Here is a 25465-nt window from a genome sequence, read left to right as displayed (position 1 = left end):
ACTTCATAAATTTTCAACACAAGATTTAATTATTTCTCCAATATTTTAAATCCAGATTCACTTTTGCTGTTTTTTCTTTCTTAGCTATTTTATGTGCTGCTCCTTGATAGAGATCACTAATATCTTGAGTCAAAGTTTTTATGGATTTCCATTTAGGTAAAATCATATCAGTTTCATTATAAATACCTAATGCGACATCTCTGTCCAGAGGTACCTCCAAAAAGTTGAATTTTTTATTAAATTCTAATAAATCTTTAGGAAAGTTATATTGATCGGAAAAGAACTTATTGTATACAATCTCCCGAAAAAATAAATTTAATCCTTTTCTTGCAGCTCCCCAAGATTTTCCATTTTCTGGAAAATTAGAAATTAATCTTTTAGTATGCACATTAAGAAAGAGTTTATAAGAGCTTTCGGTTTCCAATGCGTTTACAAACTCATTAATATCTATTTGGTATAAATAATCTCTTGCGATTTTTATAATACCAGATGCACCCTGATTTCTAAGCGCTGAAGCACCTACCGAAATAATGGAAATCCTTTTGTGAATTTGAAGAAGAAATTCAGATTGTTTCATAAAGTAAAAACTATTTATTAAAAATGAGTAAATCTAATCTACTATTACTTCTTTAAACTTTTGCACAAAATCTTCTGTTGAAACTCTAAAAGGTATTTGTCTAGTGGAAATTGAACTGAGTTGCTCAATCAAATTTTTATTTGATCGATAAAGTGCCTCTTGTTCTGTAGAAGCATAGATCTTTTTATGAGTTTCCATTCTTTTTAAATGATCAATCAAAATTTCTTTAAAATGCCTATCTTTTTGTTTTAAATAAGGTGCCCAAAAAATTAAAGTATCGATATCAATGACAGTTAATCCTTTGATATAATTTTTATCGTAATTGGTGCCCAGCTTTTCTTTCGCCATTGATCTATACCAATCATTTAGTCTATAATTGACTCCGGGACTCTGAAATATTCTATCCTGAATTAGTAGTATAGGATATATTGTGAATTTTTTATCTGAATTAACAGCTTCATCAAACCGGAATTTTTTATCCTGTATTTCCTGAATTGAGTTAATAATCTGACCAATTCCAACACTTTTTTTACCGTCTTTAACAAATTTAGATTCTAGTAAACTGTTAATATCATCTATGTTTCCAGATGATTTTAATGATTTAGAGACTAAAACATCTTTGTTCTCAAAAAGAAATATATTTTTTTCATAACGAAGATAGTAATCAGGTTCTCCGTCTAACTCTTTTTCAGTATCTGGTTTTTTAACAAAATACTTTTTGTGAAAAATATCGTCTAACAAATTCTTCATTAGAAAATCTTCTGAAAAATTCTTATTAAAAAAACCGAAAAAATTTCCATACTTCCTTTTTAGTGGCTCTTTACTTTCATAAATCTCCTTCAGTTTAAATTTGGTGCTTCTATAAAATTTATCTACAGCGAAGAAATAGTTCACCGTCGAAAATAGCTTTTCATCTAAGAAATATATCGGATTATTTTTAAGAACTGTGAAGTCTTCATCAATTTTAATATTTTCAGAGGTCATAGACTTTAAGAATTTCAATGCAGTATCATCATCCACTTCAAAGGTATAATTCTCAGTAGTTTTTGATTCTAATAGTTTACCAAATAAGAATTTCATTTGCTTAGTGAATTCCTCTTCGCTTTCAGTGTTGAAGCTTTTTAAGAATTCTATTTTAAGCTCCACAAAATCATCTTTGCTATTTAGAAATTTAAAAAGTTCATCTACCTTATAGATTGTTGCATAAATCAATTTTAAAAATTCTACACCATCATTGCTAAACAACGCCAAATCGGACTCAGGAAATTTGAACGTTAAAGTCAAATCAACAAGATTTTCAAAATTATCAGAATTTAAATTGTCAAATTTTTGGTTATTATTGAGCTCTGTATTTATTACTAAAAATGCTTTAAAAAGATTCAGTTCATCTTCATCTATAGAAATTGGCTCTTCTAAGAAATCTTTTTGATTTGATAAAATATGTTCTGCCAATTTTAAACTTGCGTACTTAGAAATAAGAATAGGTTTTTCCTTAACGTTATTCTTTTTAGAATATCTTATAACTTTTTCAAAAATATCATCCTGCAAGACAGGATTAGTAAAAAAATTATCAAAATTAGTGGTTGGATTTGTGTTACAAAATCCAATGGTTCTTAATAAAGTTTCTTTTGAAACTTTGTTAATGTAATAAACTACATCTTCTTTTTTTTCATTAGGAAAAACATCCTCAAATTGAAGTCGTTGAGCTACGGTTATCATTAAGTTTTATATTTGGTTATTTAAGAATCTAAAATACTAATTTATTAACTTCGTTTTATGTTCATTTAGATTAATTTTCGAATTTCGGCTACATTTAATTATTTTAGATAAAAATAAAATATTTAGTTGTAAAAAATTTCTTACAAAGAACAATTTTCCATTATTAAAGTATTAAGAAGACCAATTAACCAAAAAATTTAAACATGGGTTCCTATTCACATATGAGCATAGCAGATTACCCCCATATTCTCTACTAAAAAAGATTCCTATGAGATCATTAATTTACTTTTTCTTCCAGAAAACTTTATCATTGAGCCGAGAAGGTACTCCATAAGAAATGACTTGGTTTAGGCAGACAACTATTTAAATGGCGATAATTTTATATTCTATGGTCGTATTTTTAGAGACGCTTTAATTGATGGATAATTGGGTATATTGGGGCAATCGTTGAAAAGCCAGATTTATTCCATTTTAAGTGTCGCTCCTGAAAATGCAACAGGTATAAATGATTTGTCTGAGGTAATAAATAATGGTTGAGCCAGTGGAAATGAAGCCCGGGAAGCAAATTTTGAAAGAATTCTTGTCTTAACAGAAAGTAGTAAAGATGGGGATTTTATCAGTGTCTCCATTAAGAAACTGGATCGGCATTTATTTACATTTTTAAATTTTATTAATTTCGATGAGTATAAAGTCGAGAATAGTGATTCAACTTTAGTTTAATCAGTAACGTCCTTTGAAACTGTAAATATTAAACATCTTTTGATAGTACTTTTCGATAATGAACCATAGGTCTTATGGAAATGAAAAAATTAATTTAACCTCAAATAAACTAAAATAAAAAAATATTTCTTTTCTTCCTTTTCTTATTTCAAAATCAATTTTTCCCTCTCGTCATCATAATTATAATTCAGAATACCACCAGAAATAATAAGATCAATTACTTCATTTATAATCGGTAAAGGAACTACAAACCATTCTCTTGGATTACTGCGTTGATTTTTATCATTAAATACATCAATATTCAAGCAAGATTTTCCAAAAAACCTATGTATTAAACTTTCAAAGTTCTGCGTATTGAGATTGTAGCATTTATAACTCGCAACTATTTCTACATCTGCAAAAAGATATGTGGCTTCTTTTTTTGCATTCACTATTCTTTTTTGAACACTGGATGTTGAAAATCCTATCTTATACAAATCTCTCAATGCAGCAATTTCTGGATTTTTAGATTTAGATTTTAGAATGTAAATCCATCCGCTTTTTACATCTTCTTCCGAAACTAAGCCTGCATTTTTGAACAATTCATCTTCGCTATATTCATTCGTGTCAGTAATTAACTTACCATTCTTTAAAATCGCTTTTCCTAAAGAACGAAAGAGCATATTTGATTTTGTTCCATTTTCGAAAATAGTTAGAGTTCTACCTTCCAATCTCACACGATCTCCGGACTTATTTTCTTTCAGTAATTTCTCCGCGTTTGAAACTTCCAGATAAGCAATAATTCCATCTATTAGGTAAAATTTTCCTTCAATAAGGTTTGTTTCAGCATTATTGAACTCTGCTAATTTTCTTTTTCCTTCTTTCAATTCTTTATGAACTTTTCGGAACATGATTTCGTATTTCTCAAACTCCTTTTCAGACATTGGCTTTCTTTGCGCCATAAAATCTGTGGGTGCGCGATCCTCTGCTTTCGGGGTATGATTAAAATTAAATATTGAATTGTCTGATTCAGTATCCAAAAGTCCCAAGGTATCATCGTTTAAAATATCATCAATAGAAATATCTTCGATTTGTACCTCGCCCAGAAGATTAAATTTATCAAAACCTTTTACTATCTTTTTATACTTTTCTTCAGCACGTAAATTTTTCAGTCTTGCATACAAGCCGTATTCTGACATAGAAGTATCGGAAGGTTCCCTACCTGTTTTTTCGAAAAAATCATTAATTTCCAAAAATGAATCTATTAGTCGGTCGTCATCAGACTTTACAATGGTTTTATTTTCTTTAAAATCAAGCAGACCAAAAGCATCATCATTAAATATGTCTTCTAAACTTTTAGGCATCTTGCTCTTTTTTTCTTTTCAATTCTCGTAAATAAATAATTGCCTCTGCCATTCTCACTTCTTTTGGATCATAAGATTGCAGACTTGGTTGCTCTCCGGTTTTCTTATAAAATTCATTTATTTTTGGCCAAAGACAGATGGCTTCCTGTTCAGTCATTTCTAATTTAATTGAAGTAATGGTATCTTGAATGGCTTTCAGTACTCTAGTCGTAACATTTTTAGACAGAATTTCAAATGCACGTTGGAAAGGATTTATGGTATCAATTAAATCGATATGAATATCATCAATATTCACAAAACTGCCTGCCATTTTTATAAATTTTTTGCCACCTTGCTCTTCCACTGTTCCTGCTTTAATTACAGAATCTACCACCACATATTGCCGAACTGATTCCACTTCTTCATCATTCAAATCTGGATAAATTTCACGGATAATCTTCGGTATTAGAACGGTATTAATAACTTCCGGATCTACATTCCCTGGCATTGCTTTCAACATGGTGTCGTTTTGCAATATCCGGGCTTTTAAATCATTGATGTCGCTTTCAATAATATCTTTTGCACGTTGCGAAGTAGGTAATTTAAAACCGTCAATTTTTATTGTTCCAATTGTTCCATCTTCTTCCTCGTCATCTTCATCTAAATCGTCCGCTTGTTTTGGTTTAAATTTGAAATTTGGTGCCAATACCTGTTCCATAAGTAATGAGGCCGTAATTGCCTTTAGCATATTATTAACAGCCACTTTCACATCATCGTGTTCTGCTTCTGGCGATGCAATGAGGTTAGTAAATTGCGCATGAGTTTTATTGGAACTGTCTCGTGTCGCTCTACCAATAATCTGAATGATTTCCGTTAATGAACCTCTGTAACCTATCGTTAATGCATGCTCGCAGAAAGGCCAGTCAAACCCTTCTTTTGCCATTCCTAACGCTATGATGATATCGATGTCTTCTGGTCGCGAAACGGCTCTTAAATAAGAAATTACTTTATCGCGTGAGCTTGGATCATCATTAACTAAATCTGCTATTTTTAATATTTTTCCGGAACGTTTACTTTTAATGTAAATGATTTTAGTTTCTTCATCTTGAAATTCAATTTCACCAAGGCTGTCAATAATATGATTTACTTCTTCATACTTTTGTTTAGAACTTTCCGCAGAGTTAACTGAAGGGATATGAATAATCGTTTTTTTACTTTCATCCAAAATTTCTTCCAACGCAGAAAGTCCGGTTTCGGGATTGGTTTTATAATATCTACCCATGTAGAAATGGTAACCTATTCCCAAAGATTTTAAATAATCATAACCGTTCAACTGCTGATAATAATTGTATGTTACTTTAGTAAATTTCGCTTCGTCCTCCGGCAATAAAACAGGAATACTGTCCCCACGAAAGTAGGAACCAGTCATTGCAACCAAATGAGTATTTGCTTTTTCTAATATCTTGCGGATTACTTCTCCCAGTTTATTATCTCCATCTGCCGAAACGTGGTGGAATTCATCAATTGCAAGTAAAGTATCATTTAGATCTGTGGGTTCTATCCTTTCAAATGCAAAACGCAAAGTGGCATGAGTACAAATTAAAATTCGCTCCTCGCTTTCCAAAAATTGAATAAAAGATTTTACTTTACTGGTATCACTTCCTGGTGTGCAAAGATTATATTTTAGGTTTGGTTCCCAATTAGCGTAAAAACCATACGACATTAAATCTGTCGGACTAAAAGAACTTCCAATTGATCTCTCCGGCACAGCGACTATCACTTTTTTAATGCCTTGTTTCACCAACTTATCTAAAGCAATAAACATTAATGCCCGTGATTTTCCGGAAGCAGGTGGTGCTTTTAAAAGAAGGTATTGAGCAGTTCTGCCTTCAAATGCTTTCTGTTGCATTTCACGCATTCCCATTTCATTTATCTTTTTACTTTGCCCAGTTCTTGCGTATTCTACTTCTACAAGATTGATGGGCTTTACGTATTCGGGATGTTTTATCACTTGCTTTTCAATCACTTTCTTTTCCCTTTTCTTGGTCGGAATTAAAATGGAAAAACCTACAGAATCATATTCTATCTTTCCTAAAATCAAATTAACGCAATCTTCGTATCTCGCATAAATTGAAAAATCTGCGGAAGAAGGATAATTTTTACCTTCGATTACCCAACCTTTACATTCAATCAGCATTCTTGGACTGTCTGCATTGTAACCGCCCTGAAATAAAATGTGCGTGATTGGTTTCATTGCAGCATAATTCTTCGCTTTATCTTTTAAAAATAATTTTGCAAGATAAAAATCGGTAACATCACGATATTCCACGTCTTTTTCGCCAGATCTCATCTCGTGCAAATATTCATTCTTGATGGTCAGATATAGAATATTCTCTTTTTTAAGAGCCAATTCATCTATTTTATTTTGAAGTTCGGTGCTGTAATTCATATTTGGAAGTAAGTCGTTAGAATTAAAATTTAATTGATTGCCTTTTCGATTCTTGTAAAGATTTTATAATTGTCTTTTTCGAAACACATCCTTCCGAAAATAATAGAAGGATGTATTTTAAATTCGTTTGCGATTTCATGCAAAAAATTGTCTTCGATGGGAAACTTGTTACTTCCAATTTTTTTCCATTGCTCTTTATTTATTAATTTATTTCTGGCAAAAGAATCTGCTTCGCTTTCAAAAACCGTTTTTTCTTTTTCATCAATATCTAAAAATTTGAGATCTTTATTTCCATTAAGATGTAAGAAAATATGACCTAACTCGTGAAACAAAGTAAATGCAAAATTATCTACACGATTGTACCTGCAAGACATTACAATTGCAGGATTATTAATACTCCAGAAAGAATAACCGTCAACCGGTGTTTTCGTAAATTTCTCTAAAACAGAAAATTTAATCCCATTTTTATTCAGAATTTTTGCAACATTTTCTATTAAATTTTTATTATCGTAGAAACATTTATTTAATTCTGCTATTAAAGATTGCTCATCAATATTTTCAAAATCTTTAACTTCCACTTGTGATGCTTTATACTCTGCCAATGCACTCCATGAAAATAGATTCTTTTCATCTACCGTTAATTTCTGCGATTTTCTATACAGTGAAAATTTTCTTTCAGCGAACTGATTGATTAATTCATCAACTGTATCAATTTTAAAAATTTCAAATATTTTAGAGATATTTTTTTCAATATCGTCTGTTAAATATCCTAATTTTTTAAAGAAAAGTACCGGAACAAAATCTTTTATAATGCTCCAAATTTCAATATTTTGAACTTTAAGAATATTCTTTTGTTTAATTCTCGCCGTGTCCAAATCATATTGCATTTGAAATTTCATCCAGAAATCTGCGGGAATCTCCAAAGCTTTCTCTAATAACAACGCGGTATCAGCAGTCACAGGTCGTTTACCTTTAATAATCTCATTTAAAAAAGAAACCTTTACATCAAGCAAATGGGCTAATTCTTTTTGATTAAGATCTTCTCGGCTATCTAATTCATCTGCAATTAGAATCCCGGGGTGGGTTGCTAGATGTGGTATTGGTTCGATTGGTGTTTGTATAGTTTTCATTTCCTTGCTTGTGTTAGTGATTATTTGTAATGATTGCTTAAATCTTCAATAGAACAAATAGTGACAACATCAGGTTCTTCACCTTCTGTTCTTGTATAGAATTCTATTCTGTATGTTTTATCAACTCTTACAGATTGCCTACCATCAGTATTAGTTAGAACTTCATAGTTCATACTATTCATTACAAACAAATCTTCAACTCGAGATACAACTCGAAGAATGTCGATTTTTTGTTGATACTTCCTAATGACTTGCGGTTGAAATCGATGTTTTTTGTTTTTAGTTTTACCCTCTGTATATAAATCCTGAAGATAACTTTCTGAAAATTCAATTTTCATTCTTAAAATTTGTGCGGTGAAATGTAGTGCAAAGATATGAAATAAAATTCACTTATTTAGTGAATTAATTTTTAAGCGTCTGTTTTGATTTTCAGTTTATTTCTTATCTCATTAAAAAGCGTTTCAATATTTTCAGCATCTCTTAATAAAGGCATACCTGCAATGAATTTAAATTTATTGTCTTTAAATTCTACTTTTAATCCATTTAATTCGTCGTCTAATAATTGACTTTTAAAACTATTAGCCAAAGCAAAACCATCCTTAATTCTCTCTCCTAAATCAAGAATTACTTTCGTGTCTCTAATCATGATTTGATATCCAACCTCATTTTCAAAATCTACTTGCCAATTCAGTGGTCGCTTCAAGTAACATAACGCATAAAAACCATTGTGTATAATTGAACCCTCTACTTGATTGTAGGAAAGTTTAACTTCGTTCGTGATTGCTTTTGGAGAAATTGATTTTAATTCTATATAAAATTTTACTCCATTTTTTGATAAAACAAAATCCGCAGGATTTTCTTTGCGTTCTATATTAAAACCAAAATTATTTTCATTGGCATATTTTTCAAAAACCTTTTCATAGGCATTTCCAATACTTTTCATAAAAGCAAATTCGCTTTTCTCCTCTTTTTTCTCTTCAGCAAATTTCTCTATTATTTTTAACTCTTTTTCTTCTAAATTTTCAATAATATTATGAATTCTCTCAAATGTATCAGGATTAACATCCATTATTTTTTTAATCTGCTCTGCCGATTTATTTTTCATCATTTCTCCAACAGCCAAGATAGTTTCTTTGTCAGATTTCATAATGGAATACATTGCATCTTTAACTTCTGGGCTATCAAATTGCTCCATAAAAATTAATGCTCTATTTTGTTGTAACCAATGAAAATGATGTCTAAATATTATTTGGTTTTCATCATTAAGCGATGCCCATTCTAATAAATCAAAAACTTTAGATTTTTCTTCATCCTTTAAATCCGACCATTGAGAATAATAAAGTCTTACTTTTTCGTCCAATCCTCCACAAATTTCACCTACACTTTTCACATTTATTACATTTATGCTAATTTGTGGATGAATCAAAACCATTTTTAATTCATTCTTAGGTAATAACTCTTCGTAGAAATTAATAATATCTGTAGAAATGCTTTCTGATACACCTTCAACTTTGTATAATTTTTCGAGAAACATAAAATCTCCGTGAAAATTGGGAAATACTTTATATTCGTTTAAAATTTCTCTATTGGTGTTGTTGTCATTCACTAAAACTAAAAAAGAATTTAGCCACAATATGGTATTTTCTACATCCAATTTTAAATTTGAACTCAAATCTGTAATTCTACCGAAACCGGATATTTTATTCAAGATTACCCGTAGTGCTACCTTTACAATAGGTTTAAAGTCAAAACTTTCTTCCTCTCTTGGTATGATGATTATCTCTTTTTCAAGATTGAAAAAATCACAATAAATTGAAAATACTTTGGATTGAAAATTATCATTTTCGCTATGCTGCAATTGTAATAATTTATGAATTAACTTTACTTGATAAATTTCTTCAGTGCCGTAATCCTTAATATTTATAATCTCTATAATTTCTTTTAAAATGTCTTTTGATGTTAACTTTTTATGAGTTAGACGAACATTTACATGCTTATGAATTAAATTTAGTGCTCTATAATTGGGATACTCAATTTCTCTTATATCTAAAAATACTTCTTGTATATTATCATTGATCGATAGATCATTTAAAAATCGAAATTGACCGGCATCATCAGGAATTATTTGTTTAGTTTGTATTACATCTGCATTTCCCGTATCATTCAAAAATTTAAAGTATAAATTAAAACTTTTTACTAATTCAACGATATTATAATTTTGAAATGATCGAAAATTTTTCTTTTTACAAATTTCATTTGTGAGATCTCCAACATTAATTAGTAATGAAGTTTCCCACTTTTCATAATTTTCATCTATTTTACCAAGCCAATTTCTAAAACTTTCCTTTGTTGGTATTCGCTCAACATTATAAAAACCTTGTACAACATCATAAAAATTAATTTTCTGTTCGACGGTACCTGTTTCAAAATTAGGAATAAGTATATGATTTAGAACAACTTCACTTTTTTTAATATTATTAAATTTCAAATTATTTAACAAAAAATCTCTGTAAGGCTTCTGTATATTATTCTCAAACCATATCCTTGTTTCCTCTTCACCTTCACCCTTCAAAATTTTCGGTATTCCACTTTCCGCAAGCAAATAATTATTATCTGTAGTCTTAACTTCAGAAACAAAATCTTTAATTAATTCTTGACATGCTATCAACAATTCTCTGTTCTGTCCAACTTTTGCATTTTTTATATCAGTTAATAGCAAACCGCTTCGCATTTCATCAGGATTAAAATTGCTGCTATGTATTACAAATGCGGAATTAAAATCCTCTGAACCAATTAATGGAAAATCTCTATATAATTTCGGAGTGTTTTTATCCCACGGTATTGGTGTTTTAAGATTGTCTATTCTCAATGCAATGCTGATCTCACCTTTATATTTAAGCCAAAAATAATCAGTAAGATCATTATTTTTAATTGCTTTTACAGAATTATCCTTCATTAGGATTCTGGAGAAAGAGTTTTTTTTGTCTGTAATTCTATTATGAATTTCAACAGACTTAATTTTATCAGAAAATATTAAAGTAAGCGGAAGCGTATTTACCAGATCTTCTATGCCTTTTTTTGCATGCACTAAACTTTCTTCATCAAGCGGAAATTCAAATACAGTTTCGTAAATATTTTCATGGGCAGCATAATTTTCAAGTTTCTCAAAATTATCTTTTAGATTTCTATTATGTTCCAAGAGAACTTCTATTTTCTTTTGTAACTCTAGACTAGATTCTGCTGAACGATCTATTTCAATTTGAAATCGATATAAATCTTCATTATCTAATTTTAATATTCCCTTAAGATTTAAAGCTTTAGATAATAAATGAGTCACTAAAAATCCGGTCCCAAACTTACCTACAGAATCATCTTCATTACCTTCAGATTTTGAAGATACTTGCATGATCAAATGGTTTAAATTTGTAAGAGAAAATGGTTGACCATTATGACATATTTGTATACTATTACTATTTAAAATTACCTTGATAGAAACTCCATTCCAATCATTTGGAACGTCACGTGCATTTTGCATTAATTCCCAAAGCCATCTTCTCGCAGAAAGTCCAGGTTTTTCGCGAACTTTGGTAATACCTTGTAAAATATCATCAGCAATGCGTTTCATTGCTGTATCTCTTATTGATTGATCAAATTCATCTGTAAAACTCATACTTTATTTCTTCTTTGTTTTGGCTTTAGTTTTCTTCTCCTTTGCCCAAAGCGTATCCTTCTTCGTCATTTCATCATACATTTTAAAGAGATATTCTAACCGTTCTGCATCACTCGTAAAAGGTTGGATTCTATAAATCCTTTCTATTGCCTGATCTAATTCCTGATGCGCTTTTAACAAATCTTTGGGCATTGTTTCTGGGTTGTAAAGCCACGCCATTGTTTTTTGGGGAAATTTTGCGCGCTCATCTAAAACTGCAAAAACATATTGGTTGATAATCTCTTTTTGTTTAATTGAAATTGGTGGAAACGGAAAAGTGTTGTAACTTAAAGATACAGAGTATTGAACATCATCTTTCATTCTTCCTGAAACTGCCTTTATCCAAACTATATGCATTTTTGAGGATAAAATTCCAAATAAATATGGCTCAAATTCTGTCAAAGTTCTAGCGGCATTTGAAATAACATAGTCTTTGTCAAAAAGACCTATTGGAAGATATTCTCTACGATCTGAACCGGTCTGCGGAATTAATATACTATCTTTTCCTTTGTGTCGATTTTCTCCGAATGCGAAAGATTTATTAGCCAAAATATTTGTAGCAGACCTTTTACTTTTCATTCTAAAATCCTTCACAGCATTAATTCTATCCGATATTATTGAATTTTTTACAGCTTCGTTAAATTGATCTTCATTAATCCAGAGGCAATATTTATCAATTCCTCGCATAAATTCTGCTGCTCCAATAAACTTCTTTATATAGCAAGATGAGTTAGAATTCATTGCGATAATTTCATCTTTTTCCTGTTGGTTTAAAAGCAGAGAGCCACCATCATTTGGCATACTGCCGTAAGTCATTTCTGGAAATTTAGAAAGAGGCGTTTTTCTCGGCTCAATTATTAAATTGCTATTTTCTGTGAGATAAGGACTAATTAAATTAACGCGTTTTTTAATATTGTGCGAAAAAATATATTTTAATGAAGAAGAAAGATTTCTTAATCCTATAATTACGACGGAAACTCCAGCATTTCCTTTCGCATTATTTGACCATTTGAAAGACGTATAAGCAAAATCAATTTCAACATTCTTATTTAAAATTATAGGCCAAAATAAAGACACTTGTTCACCCTGACAAATTGAATTAGTGGAAACAAAAGCAGATTTTATATTGTAATTTTCTAAATATTTGCATGCCTTAAATAACCAAATTGAAATATAATCTAAATTATTAAATGAAGCGATTCCTTTAAAATTAAATTCCATTTCACTCTTCTGTTTTTCATCCTGCAATCTTGCACCTAAATACGGGGGATTTCCAATAATGTAAATCTCATCATTCGCGTTTTTTGGACAGGCTTTTTCCCAATTCATTGTTGCCGCATTTCCTAAAGAGATTTGTCCGCTTTCTTTTAAAGGTAAAATAGGTTTCGTTTGTCCAAAACCTTCCAACTGTTCCTCAAAAACTTTGTTCATCTGGTGTTCTGCCAACCAAAGCGAAAGAATAGCCATTTCGTGCGCAAAATCTTTAATCTCAATTCCATAAAACTGAGAAAGTACAATTCTTGGGAAATGTATTTTTGCCTGTTTTCCGATCTTTCTTTTCCGTTCACCTTCCTCAATATCTAAATCTATGAGTTGTTGAATGATTTTAATTTCCAGTAAGCGCAATTCCTTGTAAGTAATAATCAGAAAATTTCCGCTACCGCAGGCAGGGTCAAAAAATTTAATAGCTGATAGACGTGCTAATAGTTTTTCCAGTTTTTTAGGTTGATCTCTGTTGTTTTCAAATTCTTCATACAATTCATCTAAAAATAGCGGTTTTATTAATTTCAAAATATTCGGAACTGAAGTATAGTGCATTCCTAAACTAGTACGTTCATCTGGATCTGCAACTGCCTGAATCATGGATCCAAAAATATCCGGATTTATTTCGTCCCAGTTTAGATTTCCACAATCAATTAAAATATCCCGGGATTTCTTTGAAAATTTTGGAATTTTAATTTGATCTTTAAAAAGTCCACCATTTACGTAAGGAAAAGATTTCACACTATTCGGAAAATCGGTCTTTCTGCTGTTCAGTTTTGCAAACAGATCTTTAAAGAAAACATCCAGATCTTTACCGTTTTCATCGGTGTTATTTCCAATCGCATCCGTAAATAATCCTTCTTTCTCAAAAATCCCGGTATCTTCCGCAAAAAAGCAAAATAGTAATCTTGATAATAAAATATTTAAACTGTGACTATCGCCTTTATACAGATCCGGATTATCCTGAATAATGATATCATAGAAACGCGCCAAAGCATAAGATGCTTCACGATCGACCTTATTATCATTGGTAGATTTGTAAATTTCTGCACCCGTAAGCGGAATGAAAAAGTCTTTAAAATTAGGTAGTTCAGCAATGGGGAAATCTTTACTAGCTTTGGTTTTTAAATCCTTCGCCACAATACTTTTGAAATCTGTAAGTAGAATAAAACGCGGCTTTTGCTTTAAAATTCTTTCATCTTTTGCCAAGATCTCACTTTCAATAAGCATTTGGTCGGTCTTACCGACTTTAAAAAAGATTTTTCCTTTATACAAAAATTCTCCCTTAATTTTAGATTGGTTATAATCGCCGCTTTTAAATCTGGATACTGACGCTTTGGGAAAACCAAAAGCCAATAAAAAATCGAAGATGAAATCTTCGGGATTTATATTTTGGGAAAGTTGCAGCAGATTTTGTTCTATTTCTTTTGTTGTCATTTAAAGCAGAATAAAGGTAAAAAGTAAAAATACAAAAAGGATTGATGAAATCAATCTAAAATGCAACGTTGAGATTAAATTTATTTTATTTAAACTGTAATAAATTTTGATAATAAAGAGATGTTACAGATAGAACTAGTTTATTGTCGTTAAAATAAAGTGGTAGATAAAACAAACCATCACACTTTTTGTGCGATGGTTGTCTTTTAAGGTTTACTTTTAATAAAGTATTTGTTTCATTATCGGATTATTATTAGGCAACTCTCTTCTAGAATTTTTCCATTATAAAAAACAGGATCAGATATTAATACATTTGCATCATCCTCAATAATAGAATATTGTTTCACTTTTTCTTCAGCATTTCTGCCGATTTTTTCATCAGTCCAAATTGCACCAGATTGTCCTTTCAGATCCATTTCAAGCATCAACTCTTCCCACTTTTTTTTGGTTTGATTTTCCATAGCAATTTTATTTTTTTAAAATTTTAGATCTTAAAGTAAAAGGATCTTTTATTTGATAGTTTTGGGAAAGTTCGCCTGTGGAAACGTACAATGTTCCATAGTTGAGATATTTCCCGATAAGACTTTGATTTAGCTGTATTCCTTCCAGTTTTTCTAACGCGATATCATTTAGCGTAATGCTTAAAATTCCTTGTTGTATGCAAAGATGAGTCGATGATAAAAAAATTTTCGTTTTTTGAATTTCTAAAACTCTTTTACAACCTTTAAATAGCAAAAACAGAAGACCATAGCCTACTAAACGTAATGCGCCAATCCCAAAAATAGCTGGTAAAATTCCCACTATTCCTACAACAACATAAAATATTGGCAACACATAAATTACCCAATGTTGCTCCGCTCTATACTCAATATTTGCAGAAGGTAGATCTGCTTTTCCATTATGTAATAAATTTCTCATATTAGGTAAATTAGAAATTAATTCTAAATCTTAATCACTACCCAAATATACAAAAAACCCACAGAAAAGACACTAATAAGATACATCATATTAAGGGTAACGAATAAGAGTGTTTTTTATGTCTTTTGTAATCTAACCAATAGAGATTACAAAATGCAAGATATTTTTGACAAAGAAGCAGTTCTAAAAAAGTTGGGAGCACGCATAAAATCTTTACGAATAGAAAAAGGATATAGCAGTTATGAGTATTTCGCTTACGAACACAATATTTCCAGAGCACAATTTGGAAGATATGAGCGTGGCGAAGATCTAAGATTTAGCACCCTTGTAAAGATAGTTGCAGCATTTGATATGACGTTTGAAAAGTTTTTTTCTGAAGGATTTGAAAGTTCTACGGAGGAGAATTCTGCTACGTAGAGAATTATTTTTTATTCGCATTGTAACCTTCTTTAAACTGAATGAATTTTTCTACCTCGTTAGATTGTTCATTCCTCTTCAACCAAGACTGTATGACGGTCGTATTTTCCTGTAATTCAGAGACATAATCAATAGAATAAATCTTTTGTTTAGAATTTACTATTTCCGCTAAAATATCACTTCTAACTTCCTCTTTTGTTCTTACTGAAGTTTTGTACCAGTTGTAAGACATATTAGTTACGAATGCAACGAGAAGTACTAGAAATAAAAAAGTCCCTGCAATCCAATATTGAATTTTTTCAACGAATTTCATCATCTTGGGAACTTTGAGTTCGTGGGTTTCCACAATACTTTTTGTAAATTCTCCAATTTGATCTAATTTCTCAATAGTACAATCAGATAATTCTATCCTTTGCGCTTTTAAATTATTAAAAAAACCGACACTATGATTTGCTAAAGATTCGATATGTAGTTTATTAAAATCATTAATACTATTTATAGTTTCCTTGTTTTCTATATTCAATTCCTTAGCATCTTTTAAAAAAGAATTAACTGCCTTATTCTGCTCGGAAATATACTGAGATAGAAAAAAAATCTCTGTGGCTTTATGATTTAATTGCAGCAATATCTGCATCGCATCTAAATCTTCAAATTCTTTCGGAACTTCTAAATTAGTAGAATTAAGTGGTAAAAAATTAAATCCTAATTTGGAGTTTAAATAATTTACAAATTGACTGTATTCATTATTTTCTGTGTGCATAATTATTTTATTTTATCGTGAGTAAATGCTTTTTTGATGTTTTTTTCTCTTCCATAACTCGTCATCAGATGTTGCAGAAGAATAATTATTTTTAAGAAGAATGTCAACCATATCGCCTACAAAACCATTTTCATTGAGGTTAAAATTTGGTTTCACTGGTTCTGTTTCATTTACAATATTTTGGTTTAGTGAGATTTTAGAATTATTTTCTAATTGTAAAACTATATCTCCGATAGTAATTCGGTCATTCTTATTTTTTGCTAATTCCGTAAGTGTAAAGCCAGGTTTTGTTCTTATTTGCGCTTTAGTTAAAACCAATTCCTGAATATCATCTGGTAGAAATGGTTTTCCTAATTCTTTAGCCATCTCCAATTCTGCTGGTGATAATTTTGGTTTCGATTTTATCGAATTGGGTAAAAGATCTTTTCCTTTATCTACGGCAAATTGCGTTGCTTTTTCCCTAATTTCTCTTTTTTCCGCATCTCTTTTGGTCATTATTCTCATACCATTCAAATTTTTATTTCCGTCAGGTTTATTGCTGAAACTCAATTGAAATGTGTATCCTTGTCGTTCAAAATGATTTCGCAAGTCTTGAAAGTTTTTTGATGTTTTTAATGCATCTTGTAAAATACTTTTGAATTGTATTTTTTTTTCAGCAGTCAATTCATCTAGTGTTTTCCAACCTTTACTTTTTGAATATTGTTCTGCCCATTCTCCAGACCGCATACCGATTCTTCCTTCAACCACTTTATTCTTACCTGAAAAGTCAATTCTTGAAGCATAAATATGCAAATGTTTTTCATCCGTATTTCCGTGGACATCCCACCGAAACTGGTTATTTAGAAATCCGAATTCTTTTGCATAGTTTTCAGCCATATCGTTCCAATCAGTAAATTTTAAATCTTTAGACTGTTCTGCAGTTGGCGACAAAACCACAACTAAAAATTTATTCTTTATCGAACTTAATTTTGAAATCATTTTCATTTCTTCCCAGTTTTCAATTGCAACATTTGAAGAAAGATTAAAGGTTTTCGAACATACTTTTCCATCATCATCAATGAATAATTTTGAGTCATCGTTTGGATATTGTACCCCTTTAAAACTTCCCTTTATCGCATTAGCAATTGCTATCATTTTTTTATTGATTTTAAAATTTCTTCACACGTATCTTTCAGTAAATTTTTAAATTCTTGTCGTTCGTTTTCTTCCCAAATTCTGGAATCAAAAAAATTACTGATTCTATTGAAATTTGAAATTGATTGAACTAAAAACTTATTTCTTTCTGGATTTGGAAGCGGTTCATTTTCTATTTTTCGCCTTAAAAATTCTTGCAGTGAAATTTGATTTTTTTCACAAATATCTTTTGCAAAATCATTTTGTTTATCATTCAAACTAATAGAATATTTATGTGCTTTTTTATTTAATTTCCTCGGTCTTCCACCAAGCTTCCCCATCGTAGAAAATTTATTTTTCCGCTCCTTTTTTCTGATTGATTCTTCAATTACTTTCAAGTAATCGTTTTGGTTTTTTGTTCTATTTTCTTGATCCATAACCTTATTATTTTTTGAAAAAAATCTAAAAAATTTTTTACTTTTTGACGATAGGAAAAAAGCAAGAACACTTTCAAATTCGCAAAAACACCGTTTTTGGGTATTTGGAAGTCCTTCTTGGTCTGTTTTTAAGCACAATTTTCATTTTATGCTTTTAGATGTCTTTTTGTACATTAGAAATTCATTGAGGTCTTTGAAGTCAGTGTATAAAAATCTGTAATCTTTTGCTCTTGGTTCTGCGTGTAAGATGATTTCAGAACAACGATTTCCAGCGTGGTCATTGTCAAAATACAATTCAATTTTATCGTAATTTTTTAGTCCACTCAATACATTACGAACCATTGTAACTGAATTTAAAATGATATAATCAAAGTCTAAAAAACTATGAGATTTCTGTAAATTTATAAATGAATAATAGTCTATAAATCCTTCGAATAATCGCAACTTTTTTGAGCCATTCTTTATGGTTGTAAAATCTTTTTTACCTAAACATATTTTTGCATACTTGTTTCTAACTTCAAAACCACCGCTGTTATTTTTAAAGCAAATTCCAAAATATTTTTTATCTTTAATTTGATAGTTAATTTCATTAATCAAATGTTTTTGCTCGAATATTTTCCTGCTTTTGATATAATTCAATAAGGCGGGATTTTCAATTTTTTTCACACTTATTATTTCAATTTCTGAAATGAAATTTTTGGAAAACCCATTGTTTTTTTGCTTTTGAAAAGAAGAAAAATTAGATTTTTTATTCGTGTAATTTATCACACCTTCAATATTTGTGTTTAGATATCTCATTAAAAAATCTACTACCGAACCTTTAGTTGAATCGCTGAACAAGTAATAAGTATTTTGCAAAATATTAACTTTAAATGATGCTGTTTTTTCAGTGAAAAAAGGATTGAGATACCAGATTTCGTTTTTCGTTTTTTTTGCCGGATTTAAACCACAGTTTTGCAGAATCTCTTCAAATGAAATTTGATTAATTTTTTCGCAATTAAATAAGTTTTGATTTTCCATTATTTTTTTTTTCAAAAGCAAAAGATATTTGAGATAATATCCTATTTTATAATATTTGTTGTGTATTCTAAATTACTGTACTTCTGTTATTTATAAATTGATATTTTGTATTTACTTTATCCACAACTCTTAGTTTATTATAAAAGATTAGAATAATTAATAACATTATATAATTAAGGAGATAATTTCAAATCTTTATAAACAGCTTCTATTACAACAAATTTTCTAGTTTTTTTCTATTAATACTTGAGATAATATCCAGTTTTCTTGAGATAATAATCCAATTCCTTGAGATAATTACCAGTTCCTTTGAGATAATAACCCATTCCTTTGAGATAATAGGCTGTTCCCTTGAGATAATAACCTCCTATTTTTCCAAAAATTTAAAAAGCGTTTTTATGTATTCATCTCCGAGAAGAGAAGGGTCTATTTTACGTCTTATTTTGAGCGTCAGCTCGTCGTATCCTTTCACTTCATATAACTTTCGTAATGTTCTTACATTAAAATCATTTAGCATCCTCCTCCTTTTTTGATATTTAAGTGTTCTATCAATCTGCAAGTCATTCAATGAGATAAACTTCTCATCCTGCCCGACACCCTTTTTTGTATAATATAAAACAACTGTATATTCACCGTTGCTATACGAATAATTAAAACTGATATCATTCTTTGAGTCTAAATCTGCTTTCACTGGATTTAAAAAATCTCTTTCAAACCACGACCTATAAGAATATCGCTCTTGAGGAATACACATTTCATTTAAAACTTGTTTGAAACTTTTCTTGATGATTTGGGACTTTGAAAATTTTAAGATCCACAATAAGAATTTTAACGTGTTGGGTGTAGATGCAACAAATGGTAGTTCTTTTCTAATTTCAAAATATTGGCTCACATTAAGTATATGCTTCATTACAGCTACATCAATCTTAAAAAAAATATTTCTGGAATTCCATCTTGGATCAATAATAAATGGAACTGCTTTGTAGCCATTGATACTTTCATCTCTTAATCTAAACCAATTGATATTAGACATATTTACCAATGCAGTTTGTATGGTTGAATTTTTTATTTTTTTGAACTCCTTTAATTCACTAAAAGAAATATTAAATTCAGTATATCCTTGGTTTGCCCATCCATCAAAATAATCATCAAAAGACAATTGCTTTGTCTCATCTTTTTTGATCTGCTTGCGTTTGGAAATGAAATTATTTTGTTCAAACTTTACAGCAGTTAAAATTAAAATCAAAATTCTTTGTTCTATTATTGTCGAATCTTGACACACAATAACTTCACGAAAATCATTTGAAAATAAAACTTTTTTTCGTCTATTTGATGTATATACTTGTTTGGGTTTCATCACCCTACTGTTTTTTGCGCCCAACATTATTTGCCTTTTGAATAAGTTTGAGAGCTAATTCCGAATCCACGATAATTTTTCTGCCATTTTGGATTATAGCATCGTCGATGACACCACTTTTTTTAAGTCTTTTTGCAGATGATTCACTACAATTAAGTAGCATTTGAATTCCAGAAATACCATAGACATACTTTTTTTCTGTCTGCTTCAAATCAGTAGGATTTTCATTTTTCATTACTATAGAATCTTCTATAAGGTCTAGTAAATCTCTACTGGTAAACTGCATTGATAATCTCTCTTTGAGAATATGGATATTTTCCATTTTTTTAATTTTAAATGATTTAACACTCGCCTTTTCGTAGGCGCTCATTTGTTAGAACATTTCAAAATTAGTTGATGGAATAAGTGGAATCCAAGTGGAAATTGGCACTTAATAGAACATTAAGTACCTAGTGTGGCATGACATAAAGTGGAATTGAAGTGGTTAAGAAAAAAAAATTAATTAACGAAAGATCAGATTTGAAATTTTTTGAAAGAATTATCTATAATTATAGACATTTTTTTAGCTTCTTCACTAGCATTTTTGCTCACGATTTCTCGATATTTTGATTTGTACTTTTTAACAGGTATTGATAACTCCCCTAAAATGAAAACTAACCAATTATAATCTTCAATAATTTGATAGAATTTATGAATCAAATAATAAAAATTATTTAAGTGATCATTCTTAATCGTAATGTTAACCACCGTATTTTGAATATTAATAAATTTGTAAAACTCAAGTTCACTAATGTTTTCAAATATTACATTTATATAGTTTATGTGAATATGTCCAATTAATTCCATTGAAAAATAATTAATTGTTTGGACTTTCAAGTAATCCTTCTCAAATACCTTATAATTCTTAAAATTCGAGTTCAAATCTGCTAATAACTTCAAACTATAGTGATATATGAACTGATGATAATTAAAATTTAAAAACCCCATTGACTTATAAAAATCGGACCGTAAATAACTCTCTCTGTGTTGTGGTTCGATAAATTTAATCAGCTCAATATTTAATTCAAAATCAGATAAATTGGACTTATATATACCTCTATATTCGTTTAGAAGCAATTTATTTCTATCAAGATCATTAAAGAAAATTTCATTTTCTTCATATATAAGAATCGTATCTTTAAGAATCTTTATTAAGTCTTCTGTATATTCTTTTCGCTTGTTCTCTTCTGAATTATCGGTATATTTTTCATTAAAATTATATTCAACAATAGTATCGCATTTAGCCTTATATATGTCTTGGGAATCAAAATTGAACTTACTGCCATTTGAATTTATTTCCTCTATCCACATTTTATTAGTGATTGTGAATGCATTCTCAAAAAGTTTCAGATAAGCATTTATTGTATTCATATTTCGTCAAATTTTTTCATTGCACTAGCTTTCGTAGAATCTGCAACATCTATATAGGGTTTCATAGATTTATAGTCAGCGTGCCCTGTCCATTTCATCACTACATTTACTGGAATACCTAATGATAAGGCGGTACAAATAAATGTTCTTCTTCCTGCGTGCGTTCCAAGCAAATCACATTTTGGAACTACTTCGTCAATTCGATTATTTCCTTTGTAGTGTGTTAGTCTAATTGGCTCATTAATTTCTGCAAGTTTTGCTAATTCTTTAATATAGTCGTTCATCTTTTGATTAGAAATAATAGGAAGAACCCTATCATGTTCAAATGGTATATCCTTATACTTATTTAATATTTTCTTACTATTCTTATTTAATTCAATTTTCAGACTATCACCGGTCTTTACTGTAGTAATCTCAAAGTAATCTTTTTTGATATCTGAACGTTTTAAATTTAAAGCGTCACTGTATCTAATTCCACTGTAGCAAAGGAAAATGAAAACATCCCTAACTCTTTCCAAATACTGCTTACCATCTGGAATCGTGTAAAGTTCCAATGTTTTTAATTCACTTTGAGTTAAGAAAATTATTTTTTTCTGAGTGGCTTTAAATTTTGGATGAAATGCTTCATAAGAAAGCTTTTCATTATACCCTTTTGCTTTTGCCCACTTTAAAAACCACTTTAAAAAACTAACTTGTTTTTCAATGGTTGAATTTCTCATTTTCAATTTATCACGAAGAAACTCAACATATAAAGTCAGCCCCTTTTCATCTAAAAATGAAAATGACAGCTTACTATTAAACTCAAACAAGTGTTTTCTAACGGAAGAAAATTTCTCGTATGTTCTAATTGTCCAGTTTTTAACTCTACCGTTTTCAGTTGTAAATTCATCGAAATAATCAAAAAAGCCCTTTGCTTTTATAACAACTTTTCCATTATTAAATGCAGAATTAAAATTGAATTTGACTTCTTCCACGCTTGGAATCAGATCCTGAAGTTCGAATTTCTTAAATATATTTTGAATTTCATTTTCATAGTCTGATAACTTTGTATTGATGTCAGACGCAGATTGTTTTAATTTGTTGAAAGTATTAGGCTTGACTCTTAACTTAGAACTATCCCACTTATTTCTATCTACTCGAATCCCTGTAAATATATCTATCCTACTTCCAGAAAAAGTGATGCGCATACGAATTGGTATATTATCCGCAATAATTTTGCCTTCAATTTTTCTGTTTTCAAGATCAAAAACAACGTTTCTTTTTATAATCATGTTTGAAATTTTACACCCAATTCTACACCCAATATTGGCATATCTTTAAGCACTTTTATGATACTCAAAGATATTATAATTTTTTAAAACACTGATTATTAAACTAATAAAACTTTAATGAACTTATGAGAACCTAAAGGTTATAATCCCATCCTCTCTACAAAATAAAAATCAGGAACTTAATTTCCTGATTTTTTTTTGTTGTATTCAAAAGATTCTTCAATAGTGATTTCGTTCCCTAGGAAAACTTGAATTGGCAAATATCCTATTCTATTCGGCATTTATAAAGAAATAAAACTCTATCAAATTCTATTGCACGCTAATTTACCATTCGATTAAACTTCAAGTGGATTGTGACAGAATCTCAAAGCTTCCGTATGAATGACTACTTTTTTGTAAACCGTTTTAAATCTACTTCGGGCATCAATTCTTTTCCATTTTCAATATGGTCGTAAAGTTCTCGGGAAAAATAACATCCATTCAAAATTCCACGTGCGCCTAAACCGTTGTAAACAAAATAATTCTGATGATCCGGATGATTTCCTAAAATCGGACGTCGGTCTTTCACAGTGGGACGGAAACCGAAATTGATCTCCTCAATTTCAAAGTCATGGGGATAAAACTCCTGTAACCCAAGAATGAGTTCTTCCCGCTTAAATTCATCAATTTGATCTTCTCTTTCATTAGGATCATACGTTCCACCATAATAATGAAGTTGATCATCTAAAGGAAAAAAAAAATGCTTTTTTTTCAGCGTAGATAGATGGTTTAACTTCACAGATAGTTTTACTTTTAAATGATGTCCCTTGTTCGGAATAACTTGAATATCATTAAAAAATGGATTGGAACGCACTCCCATTCCTTCGCAGAAAACAAGGTTTTTAAACGTAAAATCTTTGTACGAATTACCAGAAATCTGTGAATAATCGAATTCTTCTTGAATGAGGTGATTGTTTTCTTTAAAATAGCTGAAAAAATCATTAAAAAAAGCACTTACATTTAATCGGGCAGATTTTTTCACTGAACCAGTTCCAAAATCATTTGCAATGGTTTCCAGCTTTTGAAATTCAGAACTTAAAAATGGTTGTAATTCATCCGTTTCGGTTTTACTCAACCATAATTTTTTTTCATTTTCGTCGTGAAAAATACGTTGAATATTTTCATCAATCAAATAATTTTGTTTGGTATACTTCTCAATTTCAGACATTGTTTGAGTAAGAAAATCAATCTGCTCCTCAGCAAGCCAAAAGGTCGTAAATTTTTTTAGGACGACAGGATTTACAACTCCCGCCGATACTTGAGATGCTCCTTTTTGCTCCCCTGAAAATAGAACAAAGGATTTTTGATGAGCAATCAACTGATGTGCAAAAAAAATTCCTGCATAACCACCGCCAACTATTACGTAATCTACATTTTTCATTTTCTACTATTTAAACCAAAAAAACCTGAGTAAAAATACTCAGGTTTGTGATATTTTCAAGTGAAATTTAGTAATTCCACATGTCATTTTCCATTTGAAGAATCTGCGCTTTGATCGCTTCACTTTCTTCCAATTGACCATCTGCATCTTTTGGAATATAGTCTTTGATCACGCCGTTTCCTAAACCATTGTCTGATTTATAAATGATGGTAGAAAATCGTCTAGCGTTTAATAAATCATCAAAAGTAATATCTGAGGAAAGATTTTTATTATTAAAAGCTACCGAATTTGCCAATATTTCTCTTGCATCAGGATAATATACCCAGAACAAATCGATCAACTCATCTTTTGAAGCTAAAGGTTGTCCATCTGGTCCAAATTGTCCCATTGTGGAAGGATCAGGTCCCATCGCAGCGATTCCTAGGAGTCTGTACTTCATTTGACCGTCTCTGCGATCAATATACCACATTCCTTTAATCTTCAAAACTTTTACCGTTTCAGTTTTGGTTTCGTAAACGTTGATGAATTCTTTCTTTTGTTCCTCTGTCAACACACCGTTATTGGCATTCATTGCATCGGTTCCAGCATTACTCATCACTTCATTTTTGATTCTCGCCTGAATTGCTTCTGGACTTAATCTAACTGTAAAAAGTTCGTCATCATATACCTCTTTAATACCACCGCTATTTATGGCATCAAATAAAACCTGATACAATGATTTGTTTTGAGAAACTACTCCATCTTCATTATGATAGAACGGTTGATTGATCTTATCATTCAAATCAATAATTTCCCAGACTACCATGCTTTTTAAGATGTCTTTATCTTCGATAAAACCATATTTAAGTGGGGTTTTCTTGGTAGAAACCATAGAATCACCTTGCTTGATCATACCGAGATCCCTAAATTTTCTGAAAGATTCTGGCGATTTCGCATTTAAAATGGACATCGAATTAATAGGTTCCTCTGGAACGGCAGGAACAGCTGGAGTAGCATACGCATTCACTAACGAATCA

General features: G+C 30.3%; 21 protein-coding genes and 1 pseudogene. 1 reads left to right on the top strand and 21 read right to left on the bottom strand.

Going from position 1 to position 25465, the window contains the following annotated elements; translation table 11 throughout:
• Positions 1-25: 25 nt before the first annotated feature.
• The 10 genes from BW932_RS02015 to BW932_RS01970 form a co-directional block, all read right to left on the bottom strand.
• Complete coding sequence (locus BW932_RS02015) at positions 26-577, bottom strand: hypothetical protein (RefSeq protein ID WP_076384835.1); 552 nt, start codon at positions 575-577, stop codon at positions 26-28.
• Between the two features lie 33 nt (positions 578-610).
• Complete coding sequence (locus tag BW932_RS02010) at positions 611-2296, bottom strand: hypothetical protein (protein WP_076384833.1); 1686 nt, start codon at positions 2294-2296, stop codon at positions 611-613.
• A gap of 863 nt (positions 2297-3159) precedes the next feature.
• On the bottom strand, positions 3160-4359 hold the full coding sequence (locus tag BW932_RS02005; RefSeq protein ID WP_076384831.1) for a GIY-YIG nuclease family protein: 1200 nt from the start codon (positions 4357-4359) through the stop codon (positions 3160-3162).
• A complete protein-coding gene (locus tag BW932_RS02000; RefSeq protein WP_084566415.1) occupies positions 4352-6787 on the bottom strand; it encodes a DEAD/DEAH box helicase in 2436 nt (811 codons plus the stop codon). The genes BW932_RS02005 and BW932_RS02000 overlap by 8 nt, the downstream gene beginning before the upstream one ends.
• Before the next feature lie 29 nt (positions 6788-6816).
• Positions 6817-7917, bottom strand: a complete 1101-nt coding sequence (locus tag BW932_RS01995; RefSeq protein ID WP_076384829.1) for a HigA family addiction module antitoxin — start codon at positions 7915-7917, stop codon at positions 6817-6819.
• Positions 7918-7937: 20 nt separating this feature from the next.
• Entirely contained in the window at positions 7938-8255 is a 318-nt protein-coding gene (locus tag BW932_RS01990) for a type II toxin-antitoxin system RelE/ParE family toxin (protein WP_076384827.1), read from the bottom strand.
• 71 nt (positions 8256-8326) lie between these two features.
• The gene (locus tag BW932_RS01985; RefSeq protein ID WP_143745482.1) at positions 8327-11587 is read right to left on the bottom strand and encodes a sacsin N-terminal ATP-binding-like domain-containing protein; all 3261 of its coding nucleotides are present in this window, start codon (positions 11585-11587) and stop codon (positions 8327-8329) included.
• Between the two features lie 3 nt (positions 11588-11590).
• Complete coding sequence (locus BW932_RS01980; RefSeq protein WP_076384823.1) at positions 11591-14326, bottom strand: class I SAM-dependent DNA methyltransferase; 2736 nt, start codon at positions 14324-14326, stop codon at positions 11591-11593.
• A 239-nt stretch (positions 14327-14565) separates the two neighbouring features.
• Complete coding sequence (locus BW932_RS01975) at positions 14566-14787, bottom strand: hypothetical protein (RefSeq protein ID WP_076384821.1); 222 nt, start codon at positions 14785-14787, stop codon at positions 14566-14568.
• A 7-nt stretch (positions 14788-14794) separates the two neighbouring features.
• Positions 14795-15244, bottom strand: coding sequence for a PH domain-containing protein (locus BW932_RS01970; RefSeq protein ID WP_076384819.1), 450 nt, complete (start codon positions 15242-15244; stop codon positions 14795-14797).
• A 153-nt stretch (positions 15245-15397) separates the two neighbouring features.
• Here BW932_RS01970 and BW932_RS01965 point away from each other — a divergent pair, with 153 nt between their 5' ends.
• Positions 15398-15661: a helix-turn-helix domain-containing protein gene (locus BW932_RS01965; RefSeq protein ID WP_076384817.1), complete on the top strand. Its 264-nt coding sequence runs from the start codon at positions 15398-15400 to the stop codon at positions 15659-15661.
• 4 nt (positions 15662-15665) lie between these two features.
• On the opposite strand, the gene BW932_RS01960 is transcribed toward BW932_RS01965, so the two are convergent.
• The 11 genes and pseudogenes from BW932_RS01960 to porN all read right to left on the bottom strand — a co-directional run bounded on the left by BW932_RS01960 (position 15666) and on the right by porN (position 25398).
• Positions 15666-16421 carry a hypothetical protein gene (locus tag BW932_RS01960; protein WP_076384815.1) on the bottom strand — a complete coding sequence of 252 codons (756 nt, stop codon included), beginning with the start codon at positions 16419-16421 and terminating at the stop codon, positions 15666-15668.
• A gap of 12 nt (positions 16422-16433) precedes the next feature.
• Positions 16434-17555: a relaxase/mobilization nuclease domain-containing protein gene (locus BW932_RS01955; protein ID WP_076384813.1), complete on the bottom strand. Its 1122-nt coding sequence runs from the start codon at positions 17553-17555 to the stop codon at positions 16434-16436.
• A complete protein-coding gene (locus BW932_RS01950; protein ID WP_076384811.1) occupies positions 17552-17971 on the bottom strand; it encodes a hypothetical protein in 420 nt (139 codons plus the stop codon). The genes BW932_RS01955 and BW932_RS01950 overlap by 4 nt, the downstream gene beginning before the upstream one ends.
• Positions 17972-18112: 141 nt before the next feature.
• A complete protein-coding gene (locus tag BW932_RS14345) occupies positions 18113-18610 on the bottom strand; it encodes a toprim domain-containing protein (protein ID WP_245820622.1) in 498 nt (165 codons plus the stop codon).
• Positions 18611-18715: 105 nt separating this feature from the next.
• Positions 18716-18991 (bottom strand): annotated as a pseudogene (locus BW932_RS14490) (CHC2 zinc finger domain-containing protein); the annotation flags it as partial.
• Positions 18992-19358: 367 nt separating this feature from the next.
• On the bottom strand, positions 19359-20348 hold the full coding sequence (locus BW932_RS01940; protein WP_159436413.1) for a hypothetical protein: 990 nt from the start codon (positions 20346-20348) through the stop codon (positions 19359-19361).
• Between the two features lie 4 nt (positions 20349-20352).
• Positions 20353-20718, bottom strand: coding sequence for a DUF3853 family protein (locus BW932_RS01935; RefSeq protein ID WP_245820620.1), 366 nt, complete (start codon positions 20716-20718; stop codon positions 20353-20355).
• Between the two features lie 143 nt (positions 20719-20861).
• Positions 20862-21758, bottom strand: coding sequence for a hypothetical protein (locus BW932_RS01930; RefSeq protein WP_076384805.1), 897 nt, complete (start codon positions 21756-21758; stop codon positions 20862-20864).
• The gene (locus BW932_RS01925) at positions 21755-23029 is read right to left on the bottom strand and encodes a site-specific integrase (protein ID WP_076384803.1); all 1275 of its coding nucleotides are present in this window, start codon (positions 23027-23029) and stop codon (positions 21755-21757) included. The genes BW932_RS01930 and BW932_RS01925 overlap by 4 nt, the downstream gene beginning before the upstream one ends.
• A gap of 385 nt (positions 23030-23414) precedes the next feature.
• Complete coding sequence (locus tag BW932_RS01920; protein ID WP_076384801.1) at positions 23415-24449, bottom strand: NAD(P)/FAD-dependent oxidoreductase; 1035 nt, start codon at positions 24447-24449, stop codon at positions 23415-23417.
• A 67-nt stretch (positions 24450-24516) separates the two neighbouring features.
• Positions 24517-25398, bottom strand: coding sequence for a type IX secretion system ring subunit PorN/GldN (gene porN / locus BW932_RS01915; RefSeq protein WP_076384874.1), 882 nt, complete (start codon positions 25396-25398; stop codon positions 24517-24519).
• Positions 25399-25465 lie beyond the last annotated feature (67 nt).

The organism is Kaistella chaponensis (assembly GCF_900156725.1).
In the GTDB taxonomy this organism is placed as follows: Bacteria; Bacteroidota; Bacteroidia; order Flavobacteriales; family Weeksellaceae; genus Kaistella; species Kaistella chaponensis.
This window is presented reverse-complemented; position numbering and strand designations above follow the sequence as displayed.

Coding starts and splice junctions, on each gene's coding strand:
- BW932_RS01935 (WP_245820620.1), bottom strand. CDS start 20,718: ATGAGCGCCTACGAAAAGGCGAGTGTTAAATCATTTAAAATTAAAAAA.
- BW932_RS01995 (WP_076384829.1), bottom strand. CDS start 7,917: ATGAAAACTATACAAACACCAATCGAACCAATACCACATCTAGCAACC.
- BW932_RS01970 (WP_076384819.1), bottom strand. CDS start 15,244: ATGAGAAATTTATTACATAATGGAAAAGCAGATCTACCTTCTGCAAAT.
- BW932_RS01925 (WP_076384803.1), bottom strand. CDS start 23,029: ATGATTATAAAAAGAAACGTTGTTTTTGATCTTGAAAACAGAAAAATT.
- BW932_RS01985 (WP_143745482.1), bottom strand. CDS start 11,587: ATGAGTTTTACAGATGAATTTGATCAATCAATAAGAGATACAGCAATG.
- BW932_RS02010 (WP_076384833.1), bottom strand. CDS start 2,296: ATGATAACCGTAGCTCAACGACTTCAATTTGAGGATGTTTTTCCTAAT.
- BW932_RS01975 (WP_076384821.1), bottom strand. CDS start 14,787: ATGGAAAATCAAACCAAAAAAAAGTGGGAAGAGTTGATGCTTGAAATG.
- BW932_RS01960 (WP_076384815.1), bottom strand. CDS start 16,421: ATGCACACAGAAAATAATGAATACAGTCAATTTGTAAATTATTTAAAC.
- BW932_RS01980 (WP_076384823.1), bottom strand. CDS start 14,326: ATGACAACAAAAGAAATAGAACAAAATCTGCTGCAACTTTCCCAAAAT.
- BW932_RS01940 (WP_159436413.1), bottom strand. CDS start 20,348: ATGAAACCCAAACAAGTATATACATCAAATAGACGAAAAAAAGTTTTA.
- porN (WP_076384874.1), bottom strand. CDS start 25,398: ATGTCCATTTTAAATGCGAAATCGCCAGAATCTTTCAGAAAATTTAGG.
- BW932_RS01965 (WP_076384817.1), top strand. CDS start 15,398: ATGCAAGATATTTTTGACAAAGAAGCAGTTCTAAAAAAGTTGGGAGCA.
- BW932_RS01955 (WP_076384813.1), bottom strand. CDS start 17,555: ATGATAGCAATTGCTAATGCGATAAAGGGAAGTTTTAAAGGGGTACAA.
- BW932_RS02015 (WP_076384835.1), bottom strand. CDS start 577: ATGAAACAATCTGAATTTCTTCTTCAAATTCACAAAAGGATTTCCATT.
- BW932_RS02005 (WP_076384831.1), bottom strand. CDS start 4,359: ATGCCTAAAAGTTTAGAAGACATATTTAATGATGATGCTTTTGGTCTG.
- BW932_RS01930 (WP_076384805.1), bottom strand. CDS start 21,758: ATGAATACAATAAATGCTTATCTGAAACTTTTTGAGAATGCATTCACA.
- BW932_RS02000 (WP_084566415.1), bottom strand. CDS start 6,787: ATGAATTACAGCACCGAACTTCAAAATAAAATAGATGAATTGGCTCTT.
- BW932_RS01950 (WP_076384811.1), bottom strand. CDS start 17,971: ATGGATCAAGAAAATAGAACAAAAAACCAAAACGATTACTTGAAAGTA.
- BW932_RS01920 (WP_076384801.1), bottom strand. CDS start 24,449: ATGAAAAATGTAGATTACGTAATAGTTGGCGGTGGTTATGCAGGAATT.
- BW932_RS01990 (WP_076384827.1), bottom strand. CDS start 8,255: ATGAAAATTGAATTTTCAGAAAGTTATCTTCAGGATTTATATACAGAG.